The sequence below is a fragment of the Mucilaginibacter sp. genome, assembly GCF_965277465.1.
In the GTDB taxonomy this organism is placed as follows: domain Bacteria; phylum Bacteroidota; class Bacteroidia; order Sphingobacteriales; family Sphingobacteriaceae; genus Mucilaginibacter.
On record NZ_CBDICW010000002.1, the window covers coordinates 584,088 to 605,544 of the forward strand.

Sequence of the window (21,457 nt, forward strand, 5' to 3'; positions counted from 1 at the left end):
TTAATGATAGAAGCTATTATTTCGGGTATTGGGTTTGGATTAGTGCTCACGTTTTTGACTGGCCCTGTATTTTTTGCTTTAATAAAAGTAAGTATTGAGAAGGGTTTTCAGGCCGGGGTAGCATTAGCTTTAGGTGTTGTTTGCAGTGATATGGTATTTGTTGGGGCTATTTTATTTGGCTCGCAATATTTTGATATTACCGCACACGATAAAACATTAGCAGGTATAGTAGGCAGTAGTATATTATTTACTATAGGCATTTATTATATTTTTAAAAAGGCTAAAACCACTTATAAAAGTACGGTGCCAGTGCCTACCAGGCTGCACAGGGCGGGCTATTTCTTAAAAGGTTTCCTGATGTGTATTTTTAATCCAACCATTTTATTCCACTGGACTATTGTAATTGGGGCGGCAAGTACAGTTTATCACCAGGGGGTGCATAACCGGTCGTTAAAAATCGGCATCATGTTCGCTACCATACTTATTGTTCAGTTCGGTTTGGATGCCACCAAGGCTTTTTACGCCGATAAACTCCGCGACAGGATCTCTGAAAAGTTTATTCACCGCCTTAACGAGGTTGCAGGTGTCGCACTGATCATTGCATCGCTTGTATTGCTTGATAAGTTGGTAACTAACTTTGTATTCTCCCAGCCGGGATCATAAAGCATTTTCGAACTTCAGTATTAAACCACTATTCTTATTCAACAAGAAAGAAAATATTCGTTTGCATTACAATGCAGGAGCAGGGCCTGTTGTTTTATGCCAATAAAAAGCCTTAAGCTTATCTATGTTATAAAACATAGGCAAACTTAAGGCTTTGTATTATTAAGGCGTAGGGCCTGTTAAATGTATCCTCTTTGGTTTTTACCTTCCATCCAGTTAGCAAAGGCGCGGTTAACCACTTTGTTACCACCCGGGGTAGGGTAGTTGCCCGAGAAATACCAGTCGCCCGTATGGTCAGGGCAAGCTTTATGTAAATTATCAAGCGTTTGATATATCACTTCAACCTTGCATTTTATACCTTTAGGGGTAATGATCTTAGCTATACGGTCAGATATTTCCTGATCGGTAAAAGGTTCGTATATAGCCTGTACATAGTTGGTTACTTCTTCCTTAGGTAATTTAGCACTGTCTTTACAAAGCTGGTAAACCTTCAGTATAACATCATCCATGTCCCTTTCTTTTAATAAACTGATAGCAGCTTCAAAAGCCACAAACTCACCCATGCGCGACATATCAATACCATAACAATCCGGGTAGCGGATCTGTGGGGCAGATGAAACAACCACTATTTTTTTAGGGCCCAGTCTGTCAAGTATTTTAAGGATACTCTGTTTAAGCGTTGTACCGCGAACGATAGAATCATCCAGCACAACTAAAGTATCGGCATCCTTATTTATAAGCCCGTAGGTGGTATCATAAACGTGTGCAACCATTTCATTACGGTCGGCATCCTGCGTAATAAATGTACGCAGCTTAACATCCTTAATAGCTATTTTTTCAACACGTGGCGCCATTGAAAGCACTTCGGTCAATTCTTCTTCGCTAATTTTATCGGCACGGTTCAATAACTTGTCGCGCTGATATTTTTTAATGTATTTGTGCACCCCTTCAACCATACCATAAAAGGCAACCTCGGCTGTATTGGGGATGTATGAGAATACGGTGTTTTTAACATCGTTATTAACAGCATCCAATATTTGCGGGCAAAGTAAACGGCCAAGCTGTTTACGCTCTTTATAAATAGATGCATCACTACCGCGCGAAAAATAGATGCGCTCAAATGAGCATGCCTTTTTTTCAAGCGGTTCGCTAAACATATTCTCGGTTATAGTGCCGTTCTTTTTAACAATAAGGGCATGACCAGGTTTTATTTCACGAATTTCTTCAATCGGGATATTAAAGGCAGTTTGTATAGCCGGGCGCTCTGATGCGGCAACAACTATCTCATCATTATAATAATAATAAGCAGGGCGTATACCAACAGGATCGCGCATTACAAAGGCATCACCGTGGCCTAATATGCCGGCAATGGTATAACCACCATCCCAGTTTTTGGCGGATTTGCGAAGGATTTTGGCAACGTCCATATCATTGGCAATCAGCTTGCTGATCTCAATGTTATCGTCCAGTCCTTCTCTTTTATACTGATCAAATAACCCTTGATTTTCGGTATCAATAAAGTGGCCTATTTTTTCAAGTACCGTAATGGTGTCGGCTTTTTCTTTAGGGTGCTGGCCAAGGTCGTAAAGCTGTTGTAACAGTTCATCAACATTAGTCATGTTAAAGTTACCTGCTATAACCAGGTTACGCGTCATCCAGTTGTTTTGCCTTAAAAAAGGGTGGCAGTTTTCGATGCTGTTTTTACCGTGTGTACCATAGCGCAGGTGCCCTAAAAGCACTTCGCCGGTAAAGCTCACATGTTCTTTCAGCCATTCGGCATCCGCCATTTTTTCGGGCATTTCCTTTTGTATATCGGCAAACTTCTTTTGGATATATTCAAATATATCTGCAACAGCGTTTGAGGCCATTGAACGGTGCCTGCTTATATAGCGTTTACCAGGTTCAATATCCAGTTTAATGGTAGCAACCCCTGCGCCATCCTGGCCCCGGTTATGCTGTTTTTCCATTAAAAGGTAAAGTTTATTTAGGCCGTAAAGAGCCGTACCGTATTTTTTCTGGTAAAAGGAAAGTGGCTTTAAAAGTCGGATAAAAGCCACACCGCACTCGTGTTTTATTGAATCACTCATGATTGGTATTGAGCGGGCAAAGGTATAATATTAATGTTAAAACTTTTAATTAACAATGTCATTAAATTGCATTAATATTTTAACATTAAAAGTTAATTGTTGATAGTTTTTAGGGACGAATATTAAGGCATCATTAATCAATCGGCACCTTAATCAAAAGATTTTTTTTGCAACAGGCAACGGGTTGATTTATATTTAAAACATTACCTTGAACAACCAATTTTAGGAAACCATGAAGAAATTACAAACAGGCCTTATTTTACTGTGTGCATTTTTAAGCAGCAACTGTTTTGCGCAGGTTCAGCCACTTTTTACGGGTGCCATTGGTATACAGTCATATACTTATCGCAATAGTTATCCTAATGGGGTGGCAGCAGTGCTGGATTCTGTAAAGGCTTTGGGTATAACAGAGATGGAAGGCCCTAACCCTAAAAGCAGCAACGCCGCAGAATTTAAAAAACTGCTGAATGAGCGCAATATCAGCATGCCATCAATAGGGGTTGACTATAATTTAATTATTAAAGATCCGGAAGCGGTGGTAAAGCAGGCCAGGTTTTTTGGAGCCACCTATGTAATGGTAGCCTGGATACCGCATGGTAAAACCTTTACGCTCGACGATGCCAACCGTGCAATTGATGATTTTAACCGCGTTGGGAAAGTGCTTTATGATAATGGGATAACCTTTTGTTACCATAACCACGGTTATGAGTTTGGGAGTTATGGCGATGGTACTTTGTTTGACCATATTGCCGAAAGAACCGACCCTAAATATGTATCGTTTGAGATGGATGTGCTTTGGGCTTTTCATGGCGGGGCCGATCCGGCCAAGTTATTGCATAAATATAAAGACCGCTGGAAACTGATGCATTTAAAGGATATAAGGAAGGGAGTAGCCAATGACCTTACAGGTGGCACTGATACTAAAAACGATGTTGCTTTGGGTACAGGGCAAATAAACCTGCCCGAAGTGTTAAAGGCAGCAAAGGCCGTAGGTATAAAGCATTATTTTATTGAAGATGAAAGCCCTGACCATGCCGCGCAAATCCCGGTAACTATTGCTTACTTAAAAAGCCTGAAAGACTAAATTCAAACAAACAGAAAAGGTCATGCTGATTGGTTTCAGCATGACCTTTTCTGTTTGAAGTAGTTTACTTGCTAAACCCAACCAGGTGGTGCAGCTTTACCGGGTCATAGATCCTGCCGGACTTAATCACTACTGATACTTTACGAATATCGCGGATATTGCTGAGCGGATCACCATCAATAATTACCAGGTCGGCATTTTTACCCATTTCTATTGATCCTGTTTCCTTATCCATTTTCATAACCTGAGCAGGGGTAATAGTAGCTGTTTTAATAGCCTGCATAGGTGTTAAGCCCGCCTGCACATATAGTTCCATTTCGCGGTCAATGCTATAGCCAGGAAACATCTGGTCTGTTCCGGCTACTATGGTAACGCCGTTATCATAAAGCACCTTTACTATTTTTACCATCGCATCGTATATCGGTTTTAACCGGGCAGCCGTGGCCGCATCTTCGCCTGTGTTTTTTAAGATGGATTGCAGGGGCAGCGGGAACGAGTAAAAATTCGGTTCAATAACGGTAATATCATCCTTAACCGGGCGAAAGCTCATTTCAAAAACGCCAAGTGTAGGGTCAATCACCACATTATGATCCTTAATAAACTTAATGGCTTTAATACTGGTGGTATCTTCAAAATTGATGGAACGGTCTTTATTCCGTTTCATAACGGTGTACACGTATTGCACATGGTTCACCATATTCATGCCGGAGTCGACACCCTGCATCAGGGTCATCCCGTTAGGTATGTGCCCTGTTACAGTAAGCCCCACCCGATGCGCTTCATCACAGATAGCTTTAACAATAGCAGGTTTTACGGAGCTGTAGATTTTTATCTGGATAAAACCATTCTCTTTATACCTGTCAACTGCTTTAATGGCTTCCTCTTTGGTATCAGCCTGAATAATTCCTAATGCATAAGGTCCTTTGCCATCAATAATACCAGCTTTCAGTATTTTTGGGCCAATGCCTTTACCATTGTCAATAGCCGATTGTATGGCATTGATGTAGCCAAACTCGTTGCCGCAATCGCGTACGGTAGTAACGCCAACAGCTAAGTAAGCAGGGCCCCATTCGGCCTGCTCAAAGTGGGCATGCATATCCCAAAGGCCGGGTAAAATAGTTTTTCCTTTGGCATCAATAATTTTAGCACCTGCCGGGATCTTTACTTCGCCAGCCTTGCCAACTTTTTTTATAAGCCCGTTTTCAATAACAACCACCGAATTAGGTACGGCAACTGAATTTACCACATCAATTACTGTTCCGCCGGTTATGGCTATTACATTATCGGCAGCAGTTGCTTTCGGGGTAGCTTTCGCAAATATTTGCATACCATAGGTAGCGGCCTTACTAATAAATTCAGGTAACAATGCCTCATATTGTTCGCGCATCATTTCAAGTTTATCGGCTTCGGCATCGTTGGTTATCAGGCATATTAAACGGCCTTCATGATCGGCCCATAATATTTCGTTTCCCCAAATTAATCCGCTGATGGTAAAACGATCAAGCAGTAAAGGTTTACCTTCAAAATTTAAAGCATCATCGCCATCCTTTTTAATTTGAACAGCGCCAAAAGGCAGCGTTGTTATTATGGCTGGCTGTTTATGGTTTTTCCAGTACTGTAACAATACTTGTTGTACGGTACCCGGTGAGTAACCTGCAACCGGGAAGGTAAGCGGTGTTATTTTTTTTGTGTAGACAGAATCGTTCACCCTTATATGCGCCTGGTTGCCCGTAATGCTAACAGAATCATCAATGGTTGATGAGCGGGATGTATTGCCCTTAATAACCAATGCCAATGGCTCAAGTGCAGGGGTTAATTTCAGTGTTGCTTTTAATGGCACCGGCGATCCACGGTCGACAAATTTAAAATCTACCTTATAAGTTATCTCTTTACCGGTTTTGCTGATGTGGTAGGTTTCCTTACCTATATGCTGTTCAAACTTATGAAGGAAGAATGTACCGCTATCGGCTTGTATGGTGTTTTGTTGTGCTTTAGCTGTAAGTGCTAATAATGGGAGGCACAAAAAAAGCAGCTGTTTTTTCATGAGGATAGGTTTAAAGTTTACTGATGCCCTAAGTTATCTATTTTAAGAATAACTAATTAGCAGGAGTTTACTTTAAAATTTATTTTTCATCCCTAATAAACCCCAGATGCCGCCGCTATGGATGGCAAGGATGCTGCTGCCCGGGCTGAAATGGTCTTTAGCTGCAAGATCATAAATGGCGTACAACATTTTTCCGGTGTAAACAGGCTCAATCAATATCCCGGTTTCGGCAACAAACTGTTTTATAAATGCAATCAGTGTTTCGTCGGCTTTGCCATATCCGCCAAAATGATAACCGGAGTGTAAAGCATAATCGGTAGGGGAGGTTAAAAATTGGTTGATCTCATCCCTGATGAAATCGCCATTCTTAAAAACAGGCACTGCGTTAAATTGGGTTTTAAGCTGATGTTGCCGAATACCGTTGATGATACCTGCCGCCGTGGTGCCTGTTCCGCAGGCACAAAATATATGGTCGTAAGTTTGGGTTAACTCATTAATCAATTCGCTGCAGCCTTTGGCGCCATCTATAGATGAACCGCCTTCGTCAATAAAAAATGCATCTGTGTCGTCAGCAAAATATTTTTGAAAGAGGGCTGGCTTATCCCGGTAGCTTTCCCTATCAATATATAATAGCTTCATGCCATGTAAACGGCAAAGAAACAGGGTGTCGTTTTCTACTTCTTCGCCCCGCACAATGCCGGTACACATAAATCCAAATTTTGCTGCCGCCGCAGCCGTTGCCAGCAGGTGGTTAGAATAGGCCCCGCCAAAAGTTACCAGGTGGTTCTTATTTTCGGTTTGTGCCCGCTTTAAAATATATTTGAGCTTGCGCCATTTATTGCCGGATATAATGGGATGTATCAGGTCATCACGTTTAATAAAAACCTTTAGCCCTTTTTCATCAAACAGCTTGTTTTTTATTTGATGGATAGGGCTAAAAATCTCAAGTTCAATACTCATCTGCACAATTAAATACCGAAACCAATACCGCCGTTAACCGACTTGTACTGCGCCTGGCTGTAAGAAGCATAAAAACGGAAGAATCCAAACTCAAGCTGGAAACCAATATCGGCACGTGCGCCGCTTATTACGTTTTCGCTTATGGTAACCGGGTTGGTAAAGGTAGTGTAGGTTGGCGTAATAAAAGTGCCGCCGCTTGTAACCGGGTAATTACCAACTGTTGTAACATTGGCATGGGTTGTATTATAGCCTACGGCTAAAAACGGGGTAAATGACAATAGTTTTTTAGAGATGATTACCTGCCCAATAAAGCTATTAAAATGGCCCGCAATATGCTGATTGCTAAAATCTGTACTTTGCTGGCTGTTTGCCGGTTGGGTGCCCGCATCAGGATTAACAGTTAATGGTTTGTTAAGATTAAGGTGGCTGTAACCAATGGCAACTGCCAAATCAAACGGGATCAGTTCGTCAGCAGTTTTGCCAACAATATCCTGCATAATATCATGCTTTATACCAAAACCAATCATTGAAACGCTGCCCACATTATTCCCCACATTAACAAACGGAATAGCGCGCAGGGTTATATCGGTATTATCAATTATACCTACCGTTGCCTGTATTTGCGGTGCCGGGATAAATGACAACACACCTGATGGGGTATTAAAGCTTCCCACTTTACGGTTGTTATCATCATAAATATCTAAAAGCGGGCCATTGCCATTTTTCTTGCCGGCAAATGTTGGGGCTATGGTTTGGCTGCTGTTATCGGGCCTTATATGGTTTGAAAGGCCAATTTTAGTTACATCAAAGCTTTTATCAGACGAGGAAACAAACGAACCCGATGCCGTAACCCGTACATCAAAGCGGAGCAGCTTTTTTGTTTTGGCTGTATTGTTCCATCCGCTGTTTTCTCCAACCCCTAAGCCTTTAAAAAGCGGCATGCCATAAGCGTTTAATAACTTGGTAGCATCGGCAGGGCTTGATTTGATCAGGCCTGAAAATGAATCCTGTGCATGAGCATCAATTACAGAAAACAGTAAGGAGCTGGCTATTAATGTGGCGTAAAATTTATTCATGGCTTTTTAATGGGGTATATAAAAGTATGTAAAATTAGCATTAATTAATCAAGTTAAAAACGAGTACTTTTGCGCCGATGACTGAAGAAAACGGTTTTATTGAGCAGGAAGAACAGGATCTTTATGAACACCTGCGCATCATTGTAGACAAGGGCCAGTCGTTGCTGCGGATTGATAAATTTTTAATGCACCGCGTTGAAAATGCCTCGCGCAATCGTATACAGAACGCTATTGAGCTTGGAAATGTTTTGGTTAATGACAAGCCAATAAAAGCAAGCTATAAAGTAAAGCCAATGGATGTGATTTCGGTAGTATTACCGCATCCGCCGCGCGATACCGAAGTATATCCGGAAAATATCCCCTTAAATATTATTTACGAGGATAATGATGTTTTGGTGGTAAATAAACCTGCAGGCCTTGTTGTACATCCCGGGTATAACAATTATACAGGTACATTGGTTAACGGTTTGGTTTATCATTTTCAGCAATTGCCAACCTTGCCGGGTAACGATGGCAGGCCTGGCCTGGTACACCGCATAGATAAGGATACCTCCGGATTATTACTCATCAGTAAAAACGAAAGAGCCATGACCTGGCTTGCACGCCAGTTTTTTGAGCATACTATTGCACGTAAATATGTAGCCCTGGTTTGGGGCGATTTGCCGGAGGACGGCACCGTGACCGGTTATATTGGCCGCAGTGTAAACGACAGGCGGGTAATGTCAATTTATGATGACCCTGAAAAAGGCAAATGGTCCGTAACGCATTACAAGGTTTTGGAGCGTATGGATTATGTTACCCTGATTGAGTGTAAGCTTGAAACCGGGCGCACGCACCAGATAAGGGCGCACATGCGGCATATTGGGCACCCTTTGTTTAGCGATGCTACTTATGGTGGCGATAAAATTTTAAAGGGTACTGTTTTTAGTAAATACAAACAATTTGTTGAAAATTGCTTTCAGTTAATGCCAAGGCAGGCATTGCATGCACAATCATTAGGATTTTTACACCCTACGCTTAAAAAGCATATTTACTTTGAAGCACCCATGCCTGATGATTTTGAATCGGTTTTGCAGAAATGGCGAAAGTACACTAAAACAGATGCAGGTACTGAAACGTAGTATTTGAAATTATACAAAGTTTAATTTCATTTTAACATTTCAATACTTGCGGGTTAACATCTAATTTAAATAATATGGTACCGGTTTTCATCAATTTTAACGGAGAGATACTTCCTGCTGATACCAAATTAGTAGCAATAAATAACAGGGCTTTTAAATATGGCGACGGCCTGTTTGAAAGCATGCGCCTGATGAAAGGGCAGGTTAAATTTCCTGAACTGCATGCCGATCGTTTGCAAAGGGGGATGAAGGCCCTTAAAATAGATGGCTATTCGCAGATGGACCCCTGGTTTTTGAAAGAAAAAACGGCTGATCTGGCCCGTCGTAATAAAATAAAGCATGGCCGTTTGCGCTTAACCGTTTACCGCGATGCCGAAGGTTTATATACCCCCACACAAAACAAGATGGGCTATTGCCTGGAGTTGCAATCGTTAGATGAACCCCGATATTTTTTAAACAGCAAAGGTTTGATAATGGATATTTTTACCGAGCTGCCCAAGCCAACCAATTACCTGTCTAACATTAAAACCTGTAATTCATTAACTTATGTAATGGCAGGCTTGTACAAAATGCAAAACAAGCTTGATGAGGTTTTTTTATTAAACCAAAATGGTTTTTTATGCGAAGCATCAAGCGCTAATGTGTTTGTTTACTACCAAAAGCATTTATACACCCCGGCCCTGAGCGAAGGTTGCGTTGAAGGGGTGATGCGCCAGGTGGTAATTGGGCTTGCCAAAAAGAACAATATCCCGGTTACAGAAGCACAGATAAACCCTGAAATTTTGTACGAAGCCGATGAAGTGTTTTTAACTAATGCCAGCAGGGGCATACAAAGTGTTATTGGCTTTGGCGTGCGACGGTATTTTAACGAATTAACTAAATTACTGGCCGAAGAACTTAATAATTTGTAAAAATCAAAACTACCCGGTTACGGATAGTTTTGATTGTATAATATGCGCACTGTCTGAACTGATCAGATCTACCAGGTCAATCTCTAAAATCTCAGCAATTTCAACCAAACGGTTTAAGGTAATGCTGCTGTAGCCCAATTCTATTTTACTATATGCATTTTGCGATATTTCAAGCTTTGCAGCTAAATAATCCTGCGTATAGTTCCTATACTCTCTTATTTTACGAATATTGGACACTACTGCCCTTGTCTTCGCATCACTTAATGATCTCATATGTAATATAATAATAACATACTAACGTAACTAAGTGGCACGCGGTTTTTTAGTGGAGGCAAAAAAGAGAATGGAAATAATTAATACAATTGTTTTGCTCTTTCAAGTTAGTTAATATTCCTGATGCTATTTTTTTGTTAATTTATAGTTAAATAATAGGTGTTGAATAAATGGATGCGGTTTTATTAAACTAAAGGGTATCCGGTTTGCTTTTTGGTTTAATTAAATAGGTTAGTTATCCGCTTTAATGCTCCGTTTTTCGCCCTCATAATTTTTTATTTTTTTTTGCTGAATTTTTCTAATGCGGATAAAACTATTGGGATACACCCATTTAGGTAAATTAATTTAGCTGCATGAAAGGGAATATTTTTTAGGCAATAAAAAAATAGATTTTTAAAATTGCTTTAAATGTTCATAAAAAAAATGCATTTTAGCCTCACAGTTTTTATTCCGAGTATAACTTTATTGTTAATTTAATATTATTTTAGTTCAAATCTGAATATGTTGGACAGTATTCATTTACTTGATGATAACGAGTTAACCTCCTTGCTAAGGGGTGGGGATGAAACAGCATATACAGAAATCTATAACCGGTACTGGGATAAATTATATTTTATTGCGCACAAGCTGCTCAAGGATACCGATGCTGCAGAAGAAATTGTACAGGAAGTGTTTTTAGTGTTATGGAAAAAGAAGGAAGCTTTAAATATCCGGTACTTACCGCAATACCTTGCATCCATAACCCGCTATTCGGTATACCGCTACCTGGCAAAAGAGAAACAATACAAAGCGCAGGAAAATACCTTGGGTATATTGAATGCAGCATCAAGCGTGGAGCTGAATATTGATGATAAAATTTTGCTGGAGTTTATAACCGATCTATCAAACAAACTGCCCGAAAAATGCCGCCTGGTGTTTCAATATAATAAGTTACAGGACCGCTCAATAATTGATATTGCCGAAACTTTAAACATATCGCAAAAAACCGCCGAAGGGCATTTAACCAAAGCTTTGCGCATTATTAGGGCCAACCTGGTTAATTCAATGAACAGTTTCCTGCTGTTTGTAGCGATATACCTGCTTTTTAAACGATAATACCCGCTTCCTCAATCTTTTTTTGTGTTATGTTTCCATAATATCTTCGGTTTTATGCTAAAGTGCTGCTTTTTGAAAAAAAAGTATAAAAATTAATATTCGGAGCAAGGGTAAAGGGGTTAAATTATACTCTATACTATAAAGAGGACTAAATTAAACCCAATGGACAAAACCGAATTGCGGATATTGGCTAAAAAATATTTAAATGGTACAGCCACATCCGAAGAAAAGGAACTGCTGAGCCAATGGTACAATACTATAAATAACGACGAGTTAACCGAACTGGTAACTGTTGATGAAGAAGAAACAGAAAGGGATATAAAAGAACGCATCTTCAGTAATATCCGTAACGTTATTGATCAGGAAAAAAAGGCTCAGATAAAAGTAACTAAAAAGCCTGCCGTGTTGAGGCAAATGATAGTGAGGATCTCGGCAGTAGCCGCTGCTGTTTTAATTTTAGTAACAGGTGTTTGGTATTTTAATACTACCAATAAACAGGCAGCAAAACTTGCGCCTGAATTTGTTAACATCACTGCAAAAAAAGTAACAAAGATCACCCTGCCCGATGGCTCGAGGGTGTGGCTTAATGCAAACAGCGTATTTAAATACCCAACAAATTTTACTGCCAAACTAAGGCAGGTTGAACTGGTAGAAGGCCGGGCATTTTTTGATGTAAAGCACCAGGTAAATCATCCCTTCATCGTAAAAACAAAAAGTTTAAATATTACCGTGTTAGGTACCTCATTTGATGTGCGCACTTACGCACGCGAAGGTACTACCAAGGTAAGCGTTATTACCGGCAAGGTGGGCATTACCCGCCCGGGCCATGTTAATGAGCCTGCTGTATTTTTGTTACCTAAGCAGCAGCTGGTTTTAAATAAGGTTACCAAACAGCTAATTACTGTACCAACGCCTGAGCCTGTGGTAAACCTATGGTGCAAAGCACCTTTGGTATTTGACCAGGAGAACCTTGATAACGTTTTCAAGGCCATTGAAAAGCAATACAACACCCATATAGAAGTTGATGATAAATCACTTTTAGACGAACGCATATCCATTACGCTAAGCAACCAGCGCCTGGATACTATAATGGAAATTTTAAGTTTTACCAAACACTTTAAGTATCAGATAGCCAATGACAATACGGTAATTATTAAGTAATACCCCCGACTTAGCAGCTAAGAAAGGAAAAAAGCCGGAAGCACGGCAAATGCTCCCGGCAATGAGATTCAGCCAGTGTATATATGCTTGAGACCCATATACAGCAGGCTATAGTTTAACTTGAATATTAAACCCATACAAATATGATAAATTTTTACGGCAAAGTATTGCCCATACTCCAAAAATGCATGCGCATTTCTACAATAATTATCGGCATACAAATAAGTTGCACTTCACTACTGATGGCTACCGGCTTACGGGCGCAGGAGATGAATTTAAACGTGGTTAAGGTTAGTGTAAAACAAGTCTTTAAGCGGATTGAGCGACAAGCAAATGTAACCTTCGTTTATGACGATAAGGTTATCAATAACCTGCCTGCTATTACCCTTCATATTAAGGATGCACCACTTGCAGAAGTGATACAGGAATTACAGGATAAAACACAATTACAGTACAAAATGGTAGGTAACTACATTGGTGTGGCTTCGCATTTAAATGAGATCCCCCAGTTAACTGCCGACCCGATAAAAAGCAATAATGCCATTAAAATTACCGGTACAGTAAGGGATGCCAGCGGGCAACTGCTTATTGGGGTAAGTGTTATGCTAAAAGGCAGCAACGGCGGTACACAAACCAATGTTAACGGCCAGTTTACTGTTGATGCCAATATTGGCGATGTACTTGTTTTTAGCTATATCGGGTATCTTAAAAAAGAAGTAACTATCACCTCGCCGCAAATCTCGGTATTACTTAATGAGGATTCAAAACAACTATCAGAAGTTGTGGTAACAGCCCTTGGTATTAAAAAGGAAAGAAAAGCCCTTGGTTACTCCGTATCTGAAATAAAAGGCGAATCACTGACCCAGGCAAGGGAGCCAAACGTAATGAACTCTTTAGAGGGTAAGGTTGCCGGCTTAAATGTTAACCCAACTGCGGGTGGCCCGGGTTCGTCATCAAACGTAATCATTCGTGGGGTTTCAAGTTTAACACAAACTAACCAGCCATTATATGTAATAAACGGTGTGCCAATGGAAAATACACCAAACTCAGCAGCGGGAAGTCAGTACGACAATCAGCCTGATCTTGGTGATGCTATCGGTAACATCAACCCTGATGATATTGAAACTGTTTCGGTATTAAAAGGTGCAGCTGCATCAGCTTTATACGGTTACCGTGGTAAAGCAGGTGTTATATTGATCACTACAAAAAGCGGTAAAGACAGCGGTATTGAGTTTAACTCCAACTACGTTGCCGAAACTGTTGTAAACCCAACCCATTGGCAGTATGTTTATGGCCAGGGTGCAAATAATATTAAACCTACTGATGCAAGTGCAGCTTTTCAATCAGGCCAGTCAAGCTGGGGTGGTAAAATTGATGGCGGCAGCGCAATTCAGTTTGATGGTGTTTTACGTCCGTACGTAGCGCAAAAAAACAACATCAGCGAATTTTACCGCACCGGCGGAACAGCCACAAACACCTTAGCCTTTAACAAAAGCTTTGAAGGTGGTTCCATCCGTTTTTCGGCAAGTGATTTGGCAAACCAGGCCATCACACCAAACTCCGGGTTAGACAGGCAGACTTTTAACCTTGCAGCCAATTACAACGTAACTAAAAACTTAACGCTTGATGTACGTAATAACTACATTTTAGAGCAGGCACACAACCGTCCGTTCTTAAATGATGGTCCGGGTAACTCAAACTTTAACGTTACCTTGTTACCTACTACCGTGGATGTAAGAACATTGAGCAAAGCAGTAAACGCTGATGGCAGCGAATACGGTTACTCGGCCAATGCTTATGCTACCAACCCATATTTTGCTGCTGAAAAATTCATTAACAATACCAGCAGGGAGCGTTTAATATCATCTGCAACGTTAAGGTATAACTTTAACAATGGTTATTTTATACAGGGCCGTGCCGGTCGTGATGCTTATAACGACCGTTATACCTCGGTTGTACCAACCGGAACTGCTTATAGGCCGCTTGGTTCAATATTGGAGTCAACCACTAACTTTTCTGATATAAATACAGATGTTTTAATGGGTAAAACCTTCAAGATCCATGATTTTTCAATCACTCCTAATATCGGCGGTAGCTACAGAAAAACTACTACAGAGTATTTTGGCTTAAATGGTTCAAACTTCATTGTTCCTTATGTATATAATATCTCAAACGTAAGTCAAAACTCAAACCCTATATTTAACCCGTCAGACCAGGTTGTAAAATCAGTTTACGGAACTTTAGAGGTTGATTACAAATCATACTTATATATAACCGGTTCGGTACGTAACGACTGGTATTCAACTTTAGCAACACCGGGTACTACTAACCCATTATACAAAACCTATCCATCAGTAAACGGCTCGTTTGTGTTCTCTGAACTTTGGCACCCTGAGTGGTTAAGCTTTGGTAAACTGCGTGCAGGTTTTGCACAGGTTGGCCAGGCAACTTCGCCATACCAAACCCAGCTTGCCTATAACTTTAACACAGCATCGCTTAATGGCAGCCCGCTTGGTTTAATTGCCAATCTTAATGTGCCAAATAGCAGCTTAATTGCCTCATTGGCATCAGAGTTTGAGATAGGTACCGAACTGCGTTTCTTTAAGGATCGTTTAAGCCTTGATGTAACCTGGTACAACAAAAACTCAAAAGATGAAATAGTAAGTGCCCCGGCATCAGTAACATCAGGATACGGCGGTGCCATATTAAACATTGGTAAACTGCAAAACCGTGGTATCGAAACCTTAATATCAGGTGCTATTTTCAAATCATCGGGTTTTAACTGGACAACTACCTTAAATGCAGCACTTAACAACAATAAAGTAGTAGCATTGGCAGCAGGCCAAACCTCATTGCCTGGCTCAACATCAAGAACCGGTAATGGCTTTACACAGGATATTGTAGGCTTACCTGCAAACCAGGTAATGGCATTTGATTACCAGCGCGATGCAAGCGGCAAAATTGTTTTGGATGCTAACGGTGTGCCTGCACAGGGTGCCCTTAAAGCATACGGATCGGCCTATGGTAAATGGAGCGCTGGTTTAACCAACGAATTCTCATACAAAAGATTCAACATGTCATTCCTGTTAGACGGAAAATTTGGCGGCAAAATATTCTCAGCAACAGACTACTATGGTTATGTATTGGGCTTGCACAAAGCAACCTTAGCTAACCGCGAAACATTAGGAAACACTGCATCAACTTATTACACAACGCTTGCTAATAACGTTTCGAGCCTGTTTGTTCAAAATTCAAGCTTCATCAAATTCCGCCAGGTTATGTTTGGCTATAGTTTCCCAGGTAAAATGTTTAACAATGTAATTAAAGGTGCTACACTTAGTGTAGTTGGCCGCAACTTGTTTTACGTAATGAAGAAAACTGACAATATAGATCCAGAATCTGATTACAGTTATAATGCTCAGGGCCTTGAGTTAGGCGGTGTGCCTCCAACCAGGACCTTCGGTTTAAATCTGAGTGTTAAATTATAGTTATTAACCATTAATCTTATTAAGATGAAAAAGATATTTATATATGTTACTATTCTGTCGGTGGGTTTGATCGTAGCATCGGGATGCAGAAAAGATTTTGAAAAGATCAATACCAACCCGGCTACCTATAACCAGTCGAACTTTGATCCAAATTATGTATTAACCAGTGCGCAGTTAGGCTATTCAGGCAGTTCTGATTTTAGTTACGATACCTGGCGCGCAAACTTAATTTACTGCTCAACAATGATGCAGGGCTTCTCGTCAGTTATTGGTTACTGGGCTGGCGATAAATATTTACTAAACTCAGGCTATACAGCAGCTTACTGGGGTTTTTCGGGCGGTACGGCAACAGGTGGCGATGGTGCCTACCCGGAGCAGGTAAGGCCAATAGTGGATGTGGTACAATCAACCGCAGGTAAACCACAATACAAAAACCTGCACCAGATTGCCCGTATCATGAAAGCGCTGATTTTTGAGCGCATCACTGATCTTTATGGCGATGTGCCATATTTTCAGGCAGGTTTAGGTTATTATGATAAAACCTATTTCCCGGCTTATGATAAGCAACAGGCTATTTATGCCGATCTGTTAAAAGAAGTAAGCGATGCCACCAGCCAGCTTGACCCTAATGGCGATAAACCAGCCGGCGATAGTTATTACAAAGGCGACATTGGCAAATGGAAACGTTTTGGTAATACCTTATTACTGCGCATAGCTATGCGTTTAAGCAAAGTTGACCCTGCAACTGCAAAAACTTACGTTGCAAAAGTAGTTGGCAATACCATGGCTGATAACAGCGATGATGCCTATCTTTTAGGTGATGCAAGCGGCGGCCGTACTACTATTAACAGGAACAGCCAGATTTTATTAGGCGATGGAGGCCAGGAAAACTATTACACCCGCTGGTCTAAAACATTTATTGACTTGCTGAAAAGTACTAACGATCCGCGTTTGGGCGTAGTTGCTGTAACCCAGTTATATCTTACTGATGGTACAAAAACTCAAAACCCTGCTGCAAATGCAAATCCATCGGTACAAAAAGGTATGCCAAACGGTAAAGATCTTAGCGGCATAGCCGGACAAACCATTGGTACTGATCCAAGCTTTACCACTTTCCCTGATTATTCATCACCGGCACCGGCACTGATAAAAAGAAATGGTCCTACGTTTGTTTTAACTTATGCCGAATCAGAATTATTATTGGCTGATGCTGCACAGCGTTTTGGTATAGGTGGCAGTGCTTCACAACACTATCACGATGGTGTAAAAGCAGCTATTACTTACCTAAGCCAGTATGATGCTGCCGCTACAGTAAGCGATGCAACCGCCGAAGCGTATGTAACTGCACACCCTTACAACGTAGCTGATGGTTTAAACCAGATCAATACCCAATACTGGGCGCTTACCAATACCATGCTTGATTTTTATGAGTCGTGGTCAAACTGGAGAAGAACTGGGTATCCTGCTTTAGTTCCGGTTGTGTACCCGGGTAATTCAACTAACGGCACTATACCGCGCCGTTTCCCTTATCCTATTATTGAGGCTGGTACAAACACTGCAAATTATAATGCGGCACACAATTCAGTGCCCGGTGGCGATTTGCTTACCTCGCGCGTTTGGTGGGATGCTAACTAAGCTGATGTAACCAATAAGTAAAAAATAAAAGGGCCGCCTTATAAGCAATTATAAGGCGGCCCTTTTTGTATTATGAAGCGGCCAGATCTTATTTAAAACAAGGATATTTTTAGATAAAATATGGGTGCCAATTATCCTATTAGTTAGGTAGTGTGATTTAATTGATACAAAACCCGGCATAATTGCATAAAGTATTTTTTTTGCTGTAAATTGTGTGTTTTAAGTATAAAGCATACTAAAGCCTTTTAAATAAGCAATGAATAAATTTTTACTTACAGCTACATCTTTTGTGTTTGCATTATCGGCAAGCGCACAGCAAGGCACAGCCCTAACTGCTAAAGATTACGAACATGCAGAGAGCATGATGAGTTACAATACCGAACCATTTATTGACCACGGCAGTTTGCGCCCCAACTGGTTAGCAGGCGATAGCTTTTGGTATCGTACGTTAACACCGCAGGGGAGCGAATTTATACTGGTCAATTCGGCTAAGGGAACAAAAGCGCCGGCGTTTGATCAGCAAAAATTAGCGGCCTCACTTTCGGCAGCAACCGGCGAAAAATATGAGGCATCAATGCTGCCCTTCCAGTTTTTTACTTATTCGGCTGATGGTAAGTCTATCATCTTTTCGGCGGCAGATAAACAATGGAAATGTGACCTGAGCAGTTACCAGGTTACAGCAGACAGCGGCGAAGCAGGCAGTAAAGAACCGGCTATGGGCCGCAGAAGAGGTGGCAGAGGGAACGAGATCATATCGCCCGATGGTAAACTTGCTGCTTTTATAAAAGATTATAACCTATGGGTGCGTGATGTTAAAAGCAATGCGCAAACCCAATTAACCACCGATGGTATTAAAGATTTTGGTTACGCAACAGACAACGCCGGATGGAAATCAGGCGATGGCCCGATAATGCTTTGGTCGCCTGATTCAAAAAAGATAGCCACTTTTAAACAGGATCAGCGTAATGTAAGCGATATGTACCTGGTAACTACAAACGTGGGTAAGCCAACATTAAAAGCCTGGAAATATCCATTGCCCGGCGATAAAGAGATTGCCACCATTCAGCGTGTAATTATTAATGTTGATGCGCCAAAGGTAATTGTGTTGCAAATTCCGGCTGATCCGCACCGCGCTACGTTGAGCGATGATATTGCCAGCAGCGGAACGTTTGATGATGTTGACTGGAACGAAGCAGGTACCAAACTGGCTTTTGTATCTACCTCAAGAGATCACAAACAGGAAAAAGTTCGTATTGCAGATGCTGCAACCGGGGCTGTTCAGGAAGTATTTGAAGAAACCGTACCTACGCAGTATGAATCTGGCTGGGGAAGCATCAACTGGAAATATCTTGCTAAAACCAACGAGATCATCTGGTTTTCTGAAAGGGATAACTGGGGGCACCTGTATTTATATGATGCTTCAACAGGCAAGCTGAAAAATCAGATCACCAAGGGCGATTGGGTAGTTACCCGTTTGCTTAAGGTTGATGAAAAGAAACGCGAGCTGTATTTTATAGCCGACGGCCGCCAGGCTGAAAATCCTTATTTCAGCCAGTTATGTAAAATCGGGTTTGATGGTAAACACTTTGCGGTGTTAACACCTGAGGCAGGCAACCATAACGTTACTTTATCGCCATCAAATACTTATTTTATTGACAGCTATTCAAAACCCGATGTTCCTCCGGTTACCGTATTACGTAATATGGATGGCAAATTGCTGTCGACCTTAGAAAAAACAGATGTTTCGCGTTTGGCAGCTACCGGCTGGAAACCAGTTACCACGTTTTCGGTTAAAGCCCACGATGGCAAAACCGATATATACGGACTGATGTTTACACCTACCAACCTTGACCCTAATAAAAAATACCCGGTAATTGATTATATATACCCGGGTCCGCAGGGCGGAAGCGTTGGCAGCTGGTCGTTTGCGGCTTCAAGAGGCGATAACCAGGCATTAGCAGAGTTAGGCTTTGTGGTGGTTGAAATTGAAGGAACCAGCAACCCGCTGCGCTCAAAAAGCTATCATGATATGAGCTACGGAAACATGGCTGAAAATACCCTGCCTGACCAGGTTACCGGCATCCAGCAACTGGCGCAAAAATATAGCTACATGGATATTAGCCGCGTGGGTATATGGGGCCACTCGGGTGGTGGTTTTGCTACTGCCTGTGCAATGTTCCGTTTCCCCGACTTTTTTAAGGTGGGCATCTCTGAATCAGGTAACCATGAGAACCGTAACTATGAGGATGATTGGGGCGAACGCTATAACGGCCTGGTAGCCAATTCAAACTATGATGCGCAGGCAAACCAAAACTATGCTAAAAACCTGAAAGGTAAACTGATGCTTGCCCACGGTATGCTTGATAATAACGTGCCGCCATACAATACCTTATTAGTGGTTGAGGCATTGGAAAAAGCTAATAAAGATTATGACCTTGTTATATTCCCTAACAGTGCACATGGTTACGGCGCATATTCGCCTTATATGATGCGCCGCCGCTGGGATTACTTTGTGAAAAACCTTTTAGGTATTGATGCGCCTAAAGAATATCAGCTTAAATCAAAACCTGATCCGCGCAACGGCCGATAAGGGTATTAGAATAATATTAAAGGGCTGTTTGGTAAAGCAAACGGCCCTTTAATGCTTAAAGTAATAGGTTACTATTTATAAAAAATAGGATAGTTAATCGATTTATTTTGGGGTAAATGGGTAAAATGGTATTATAGTAAGCCTTATTAAACTTATTATATTGCTTTATATTTGATGAATAAATACTGCCGGTGAAAAAGAAATTATCTATAGTTGATATTGCCAATAGTTTAAACGTATCCAAAACCACTATATCATTTATCCTTAACGGGAGAGCAAAGGAAAAAAGAATAAGCGCCGAACTGGTTGAGCGGGTGCTTAAATATGTAGATGAGGTTGGTTATAAACCAAACTCGTTAGCTAAAAGCCTGCGTACCGGTAAATCAAACATCATTGGTTTAATGGTTGAGGATATATCAAACCCGTTTTTTGCAAGCATAGCACGTTTGATAGAAGACAGGGCCTATAAAAATGGGTACAAAATTATTTATTGCAGCACAGATAACGATACCGAGAAAACGAAAGACCTGATCAGTATGTTTAGGGACAGGCATGTGGATGGTTATATTATTGCCCCGCCCGAAGGGATAGAGGATGACATTGCATCCCTGATAAAAGATGGCTTACCCGTTGTGTTGTTTGACCGTAATTTACCTAAGGTTGAAACTGATTTTGTGGTGGTTGATAACCTGTTTAGTACTTATAATGCAACGCGGCATTTAATTGAGCAGGGATATAAAAATATTGCCCTCATCACGTTTCATTCGCTGCAAACCCAGATGCAGGCACGTGTGGAAGGGTATGCGCAAGCATTAAATGAGCATGCGCTTACGCCCAATATACGGGAGATTGTTTTTAACCCGGATGAAAACATTACCATACAACACGTACAAACCTTTTTAAACGATAACAAGCATATTGATGCCGTTATATGCGGTAATAACCATGTTGGGATGTGCTTACTAAAGGCTATTAATCATTTAGGCTTACAGGTACCGCAAAACCTTGCCATTATTTGCTTTGATGATTATGATGTTTTTGAATTATATTCAACATCGGTAACAGCCATTGCACAGCCTATTGAGGCCATTGCCGATAATGTGATTACGGTTTTGCTTGATAAGCTAAATACAACCAATAACCATTCGGGTTACCAATCCATCACCCTGAAAACAGAACTCAAAATAAGGAACTCGTCTAAATCAAAAGGCTGATAAAAAAAGAAAAGGCCCGGCTATTGTAGCCGGGCCTCTTTCTTTTTGAGCTGTC

General features: G+C 41.1%; 15 protein-coding genes. 10 read left to right on the top strand and 5 right to left on the bottom strand.

Annotated elements, in window-relative coordinates; all coding sequences use genetic code 11:
• The first annotated feature begins 3 nt into the window (after positions 1-3).
• Positions 4-663, top strand: a complete 660-nt coding sequence (locus tag ACQY4U_RS15010; protein WP_428330257.1) for a LysE family translocator — start codon at positions 4-6, stop codon at positions 661-663.
• Between the two features lie 179 nt (positions 664-842).
• On the opposite strand, the gene ACQY4U_RS15015 is transcribed toward ACQY4U_RS15010, so the two are convergent.
• Positions 843-2,750, bottom strand: a complete 1,908-nt coding sequence (locus tag ACQY4U_RS15015) for a class II glutamine amidotransferase (RefSeq protein WP_428330258.1) — start codon at positions 2,748-2,750, stop codon at positions 843-845.
• A 232-nt stretch (positions 2,751-2,982) separates the two neighbouring features.
• Between ACQY4U_RS15015 and ACQY4U_RS15020 the strand changes: the two genes are divergently transcribed.
• Positions 2,983-3,834, top strand: coding sequence for a sugar phosphate isomerase/epimerase family protein (locus ACQY4U_RS15020; RefSeq protein WP_428330259.1), 852 nt, complete (start codon positions 2,983-2,985; stop codon positions 3,832-3,834).
• Between the two features lie 64 nt (positions 3,835-3,898).
• Here ACQY4U_RS15020 and ACQY4U_RS15025 read toward each other — a convergent pair whose 3' ends face one another.
• From ACQY4U_RS15025 to ACQY4U_RS15035, 3 genes are all read right to left on the bottom strand, one after another.
• On the bottom strand, positions 3,899-5,878 hold the full coding sequence (locus ACQY4U_RS15025) for an amidohydrolase family protein (RefSeq protein ID WP_428330260.1): 1,980 nt from the start codon (positions 5,876-5,878) through the stop codon (positions 3,899-3,901).
• A gap of 72 nt (positions 5,879-5,950) precedes the next feature.
• Positions 5,951-6,838 (bottom strand): 1-aminocyclopropane-1-carboxylate deaminase/D-cysteine desulfhydrase, encoded by an 888-nt coding sequence (locus tag ACQY4U_RS15030; RefSeq protein WP_428330261.1) that lies wholly within the window; start codon positions 6,836-6,838, stop codon positions 5,951-5,953.
• An 8-nt stretch (positions 6,839-6,846) separates the two neighbouring features.
• Positions 6,847-7,914: a DUF6588 family protein gene (locus tag ACQY4U_RS15035; protein WP_428330262.1), complete on the bottom strand. Its 1,068-nt coding sequence runs from the start codon at positions 7,912-7,914 to the stop codon at positions 6,847-6,849.
• Between the two features lie 77 nt (positions 7,915-7,991).
• Here ACQY4U_RS15035 and ACQY4U_RS15040 point away from each other — a divergent pair, with 77 nt between their 5' ends.
• Entirely contained in the window at positions 7,992-9,035 is a 1,044-nt protein-coding gene (locus tag ACQY4U_RS15040; protein ID WP_428330263.1) for an RluA family pseudouridine synthase, read from the top strand.
• 74 nt (positions 9,036-9,109) lie between these two features.
• Positions 9,110-9,946: an aminotransferase class IV gene (locus ACQY4U_RS15045; RefSeq protein ID WP_428330264.1), complete on the top strand. Its 837-nt coding sequence runs from the start codon at positions 9,110-9,112 to the stop codon at positions 9,944-9,946.
• Positions 9,947-9,955: 9 nt separating this feature from the next.
• Here the strand turns inward: ACQY4U_RS15045 and ACQY4U_RS15050 are convergent, their stop codons facing one another.
• The gene (locus tag ACQY4U_RS15050) at positions 9,956-10,219 is read right to left on the bottom strand and encodes a helix-turn-helix domain-containing protein (protein ID WP_428330265.1); all 264 of its coding nucleotides are present in this window, start codon (positions 10,217-10,219) and stop codon (positions 9,956-9,958) included.
• 501 nt (positions 10,220-10,720) lie between these two features.
• Here ACQY4U_RS15050 and ACQY4U_RS15055 point away from each other — a divergent pair.
• The 6 genes from ACQY4U_RS15055 to ACQY4U_RS15080 all read left to right on the top strand — a co-directional run bounded on the left by ACQY4U_RS15055 (position 10,721) and on the right by ACQY4U_RS15080 (position 21,402).
• A complete protein-coding gene (locus ACQY4U_RS15055) occupies positions 10,721-11,314 on the top strand; it encodes an RNA polymerase sigma factor (protein WP_428330266.1) in 594 nt (197 codons plus the stop codon).
• Positions 11,315-11,476: 162 nt separating this feature from the next.
• Entirely contained in the window at positions 11,477-12,475 is a 999-nt protein-coding gene (locus ACQY4U_RS15060) for a FecR family protein (RefSeq protein ID WP_428330267.1), read from the top strand.
• A 143-nt stretch (positions 12,476-12,618) separates the two neighbouring features.
• Positions 12,619-15,963, top strand: a complete 3,345-nt coding sequence (locus tag ACQY4U_RS15065) for a SusC/RagA family TonB-linked outer membrane protein (RefSeq protein ID WP_428330268.1) — start codon at positions 12,619-12,621, stop codon at positions 15,961-15,963.
• A gap of 24 nt (positions 15,964-15,987) precedes the next feature.
• Positions 15,988-17,598: a SusD/RagB family nutrient-binding outer membrane lipoprotein gene (locus ACQY4U_RS15070; RefSeq protein ID WP_428330269.1), complete on the top strand. Its 1,611-nt coding sequence runs from the start codon at positions 15,988-15,990 to the stop codon at positions 17,596-17,598.
• 256 nt (positions 17,599-17,854) lie between these two features.
• On the top strand, positions 17,855-20,188 hold the full coding sequence (locus ACQY4U_RS15075; protein ID WP_428330270.1) for a DPP IV N-terminal domain-containing protein: 2,334 nt from the start codon (positions 17,855-17,857) through the stop codon (positions 20,186-20,188).
• A 191-nt stretch (positions 20,189-20,379) separates the two neighbouring features.
• Positions 20,380-21,402 carry a LacI family DNA-binding transcriptional regulator gene (locus tag ACQY4U_RS15080; protein WP_428330271.1) on the top strand — a complete coding sequence of 341 codons (1,023 nt, stop codon included), beginning with the start codon at positions 20,380-20,382 and terminating at the stop codon, positions 21,400-21,402.
• Positions 21,403-21,457 lie beyond the last annotated feature (55 nt).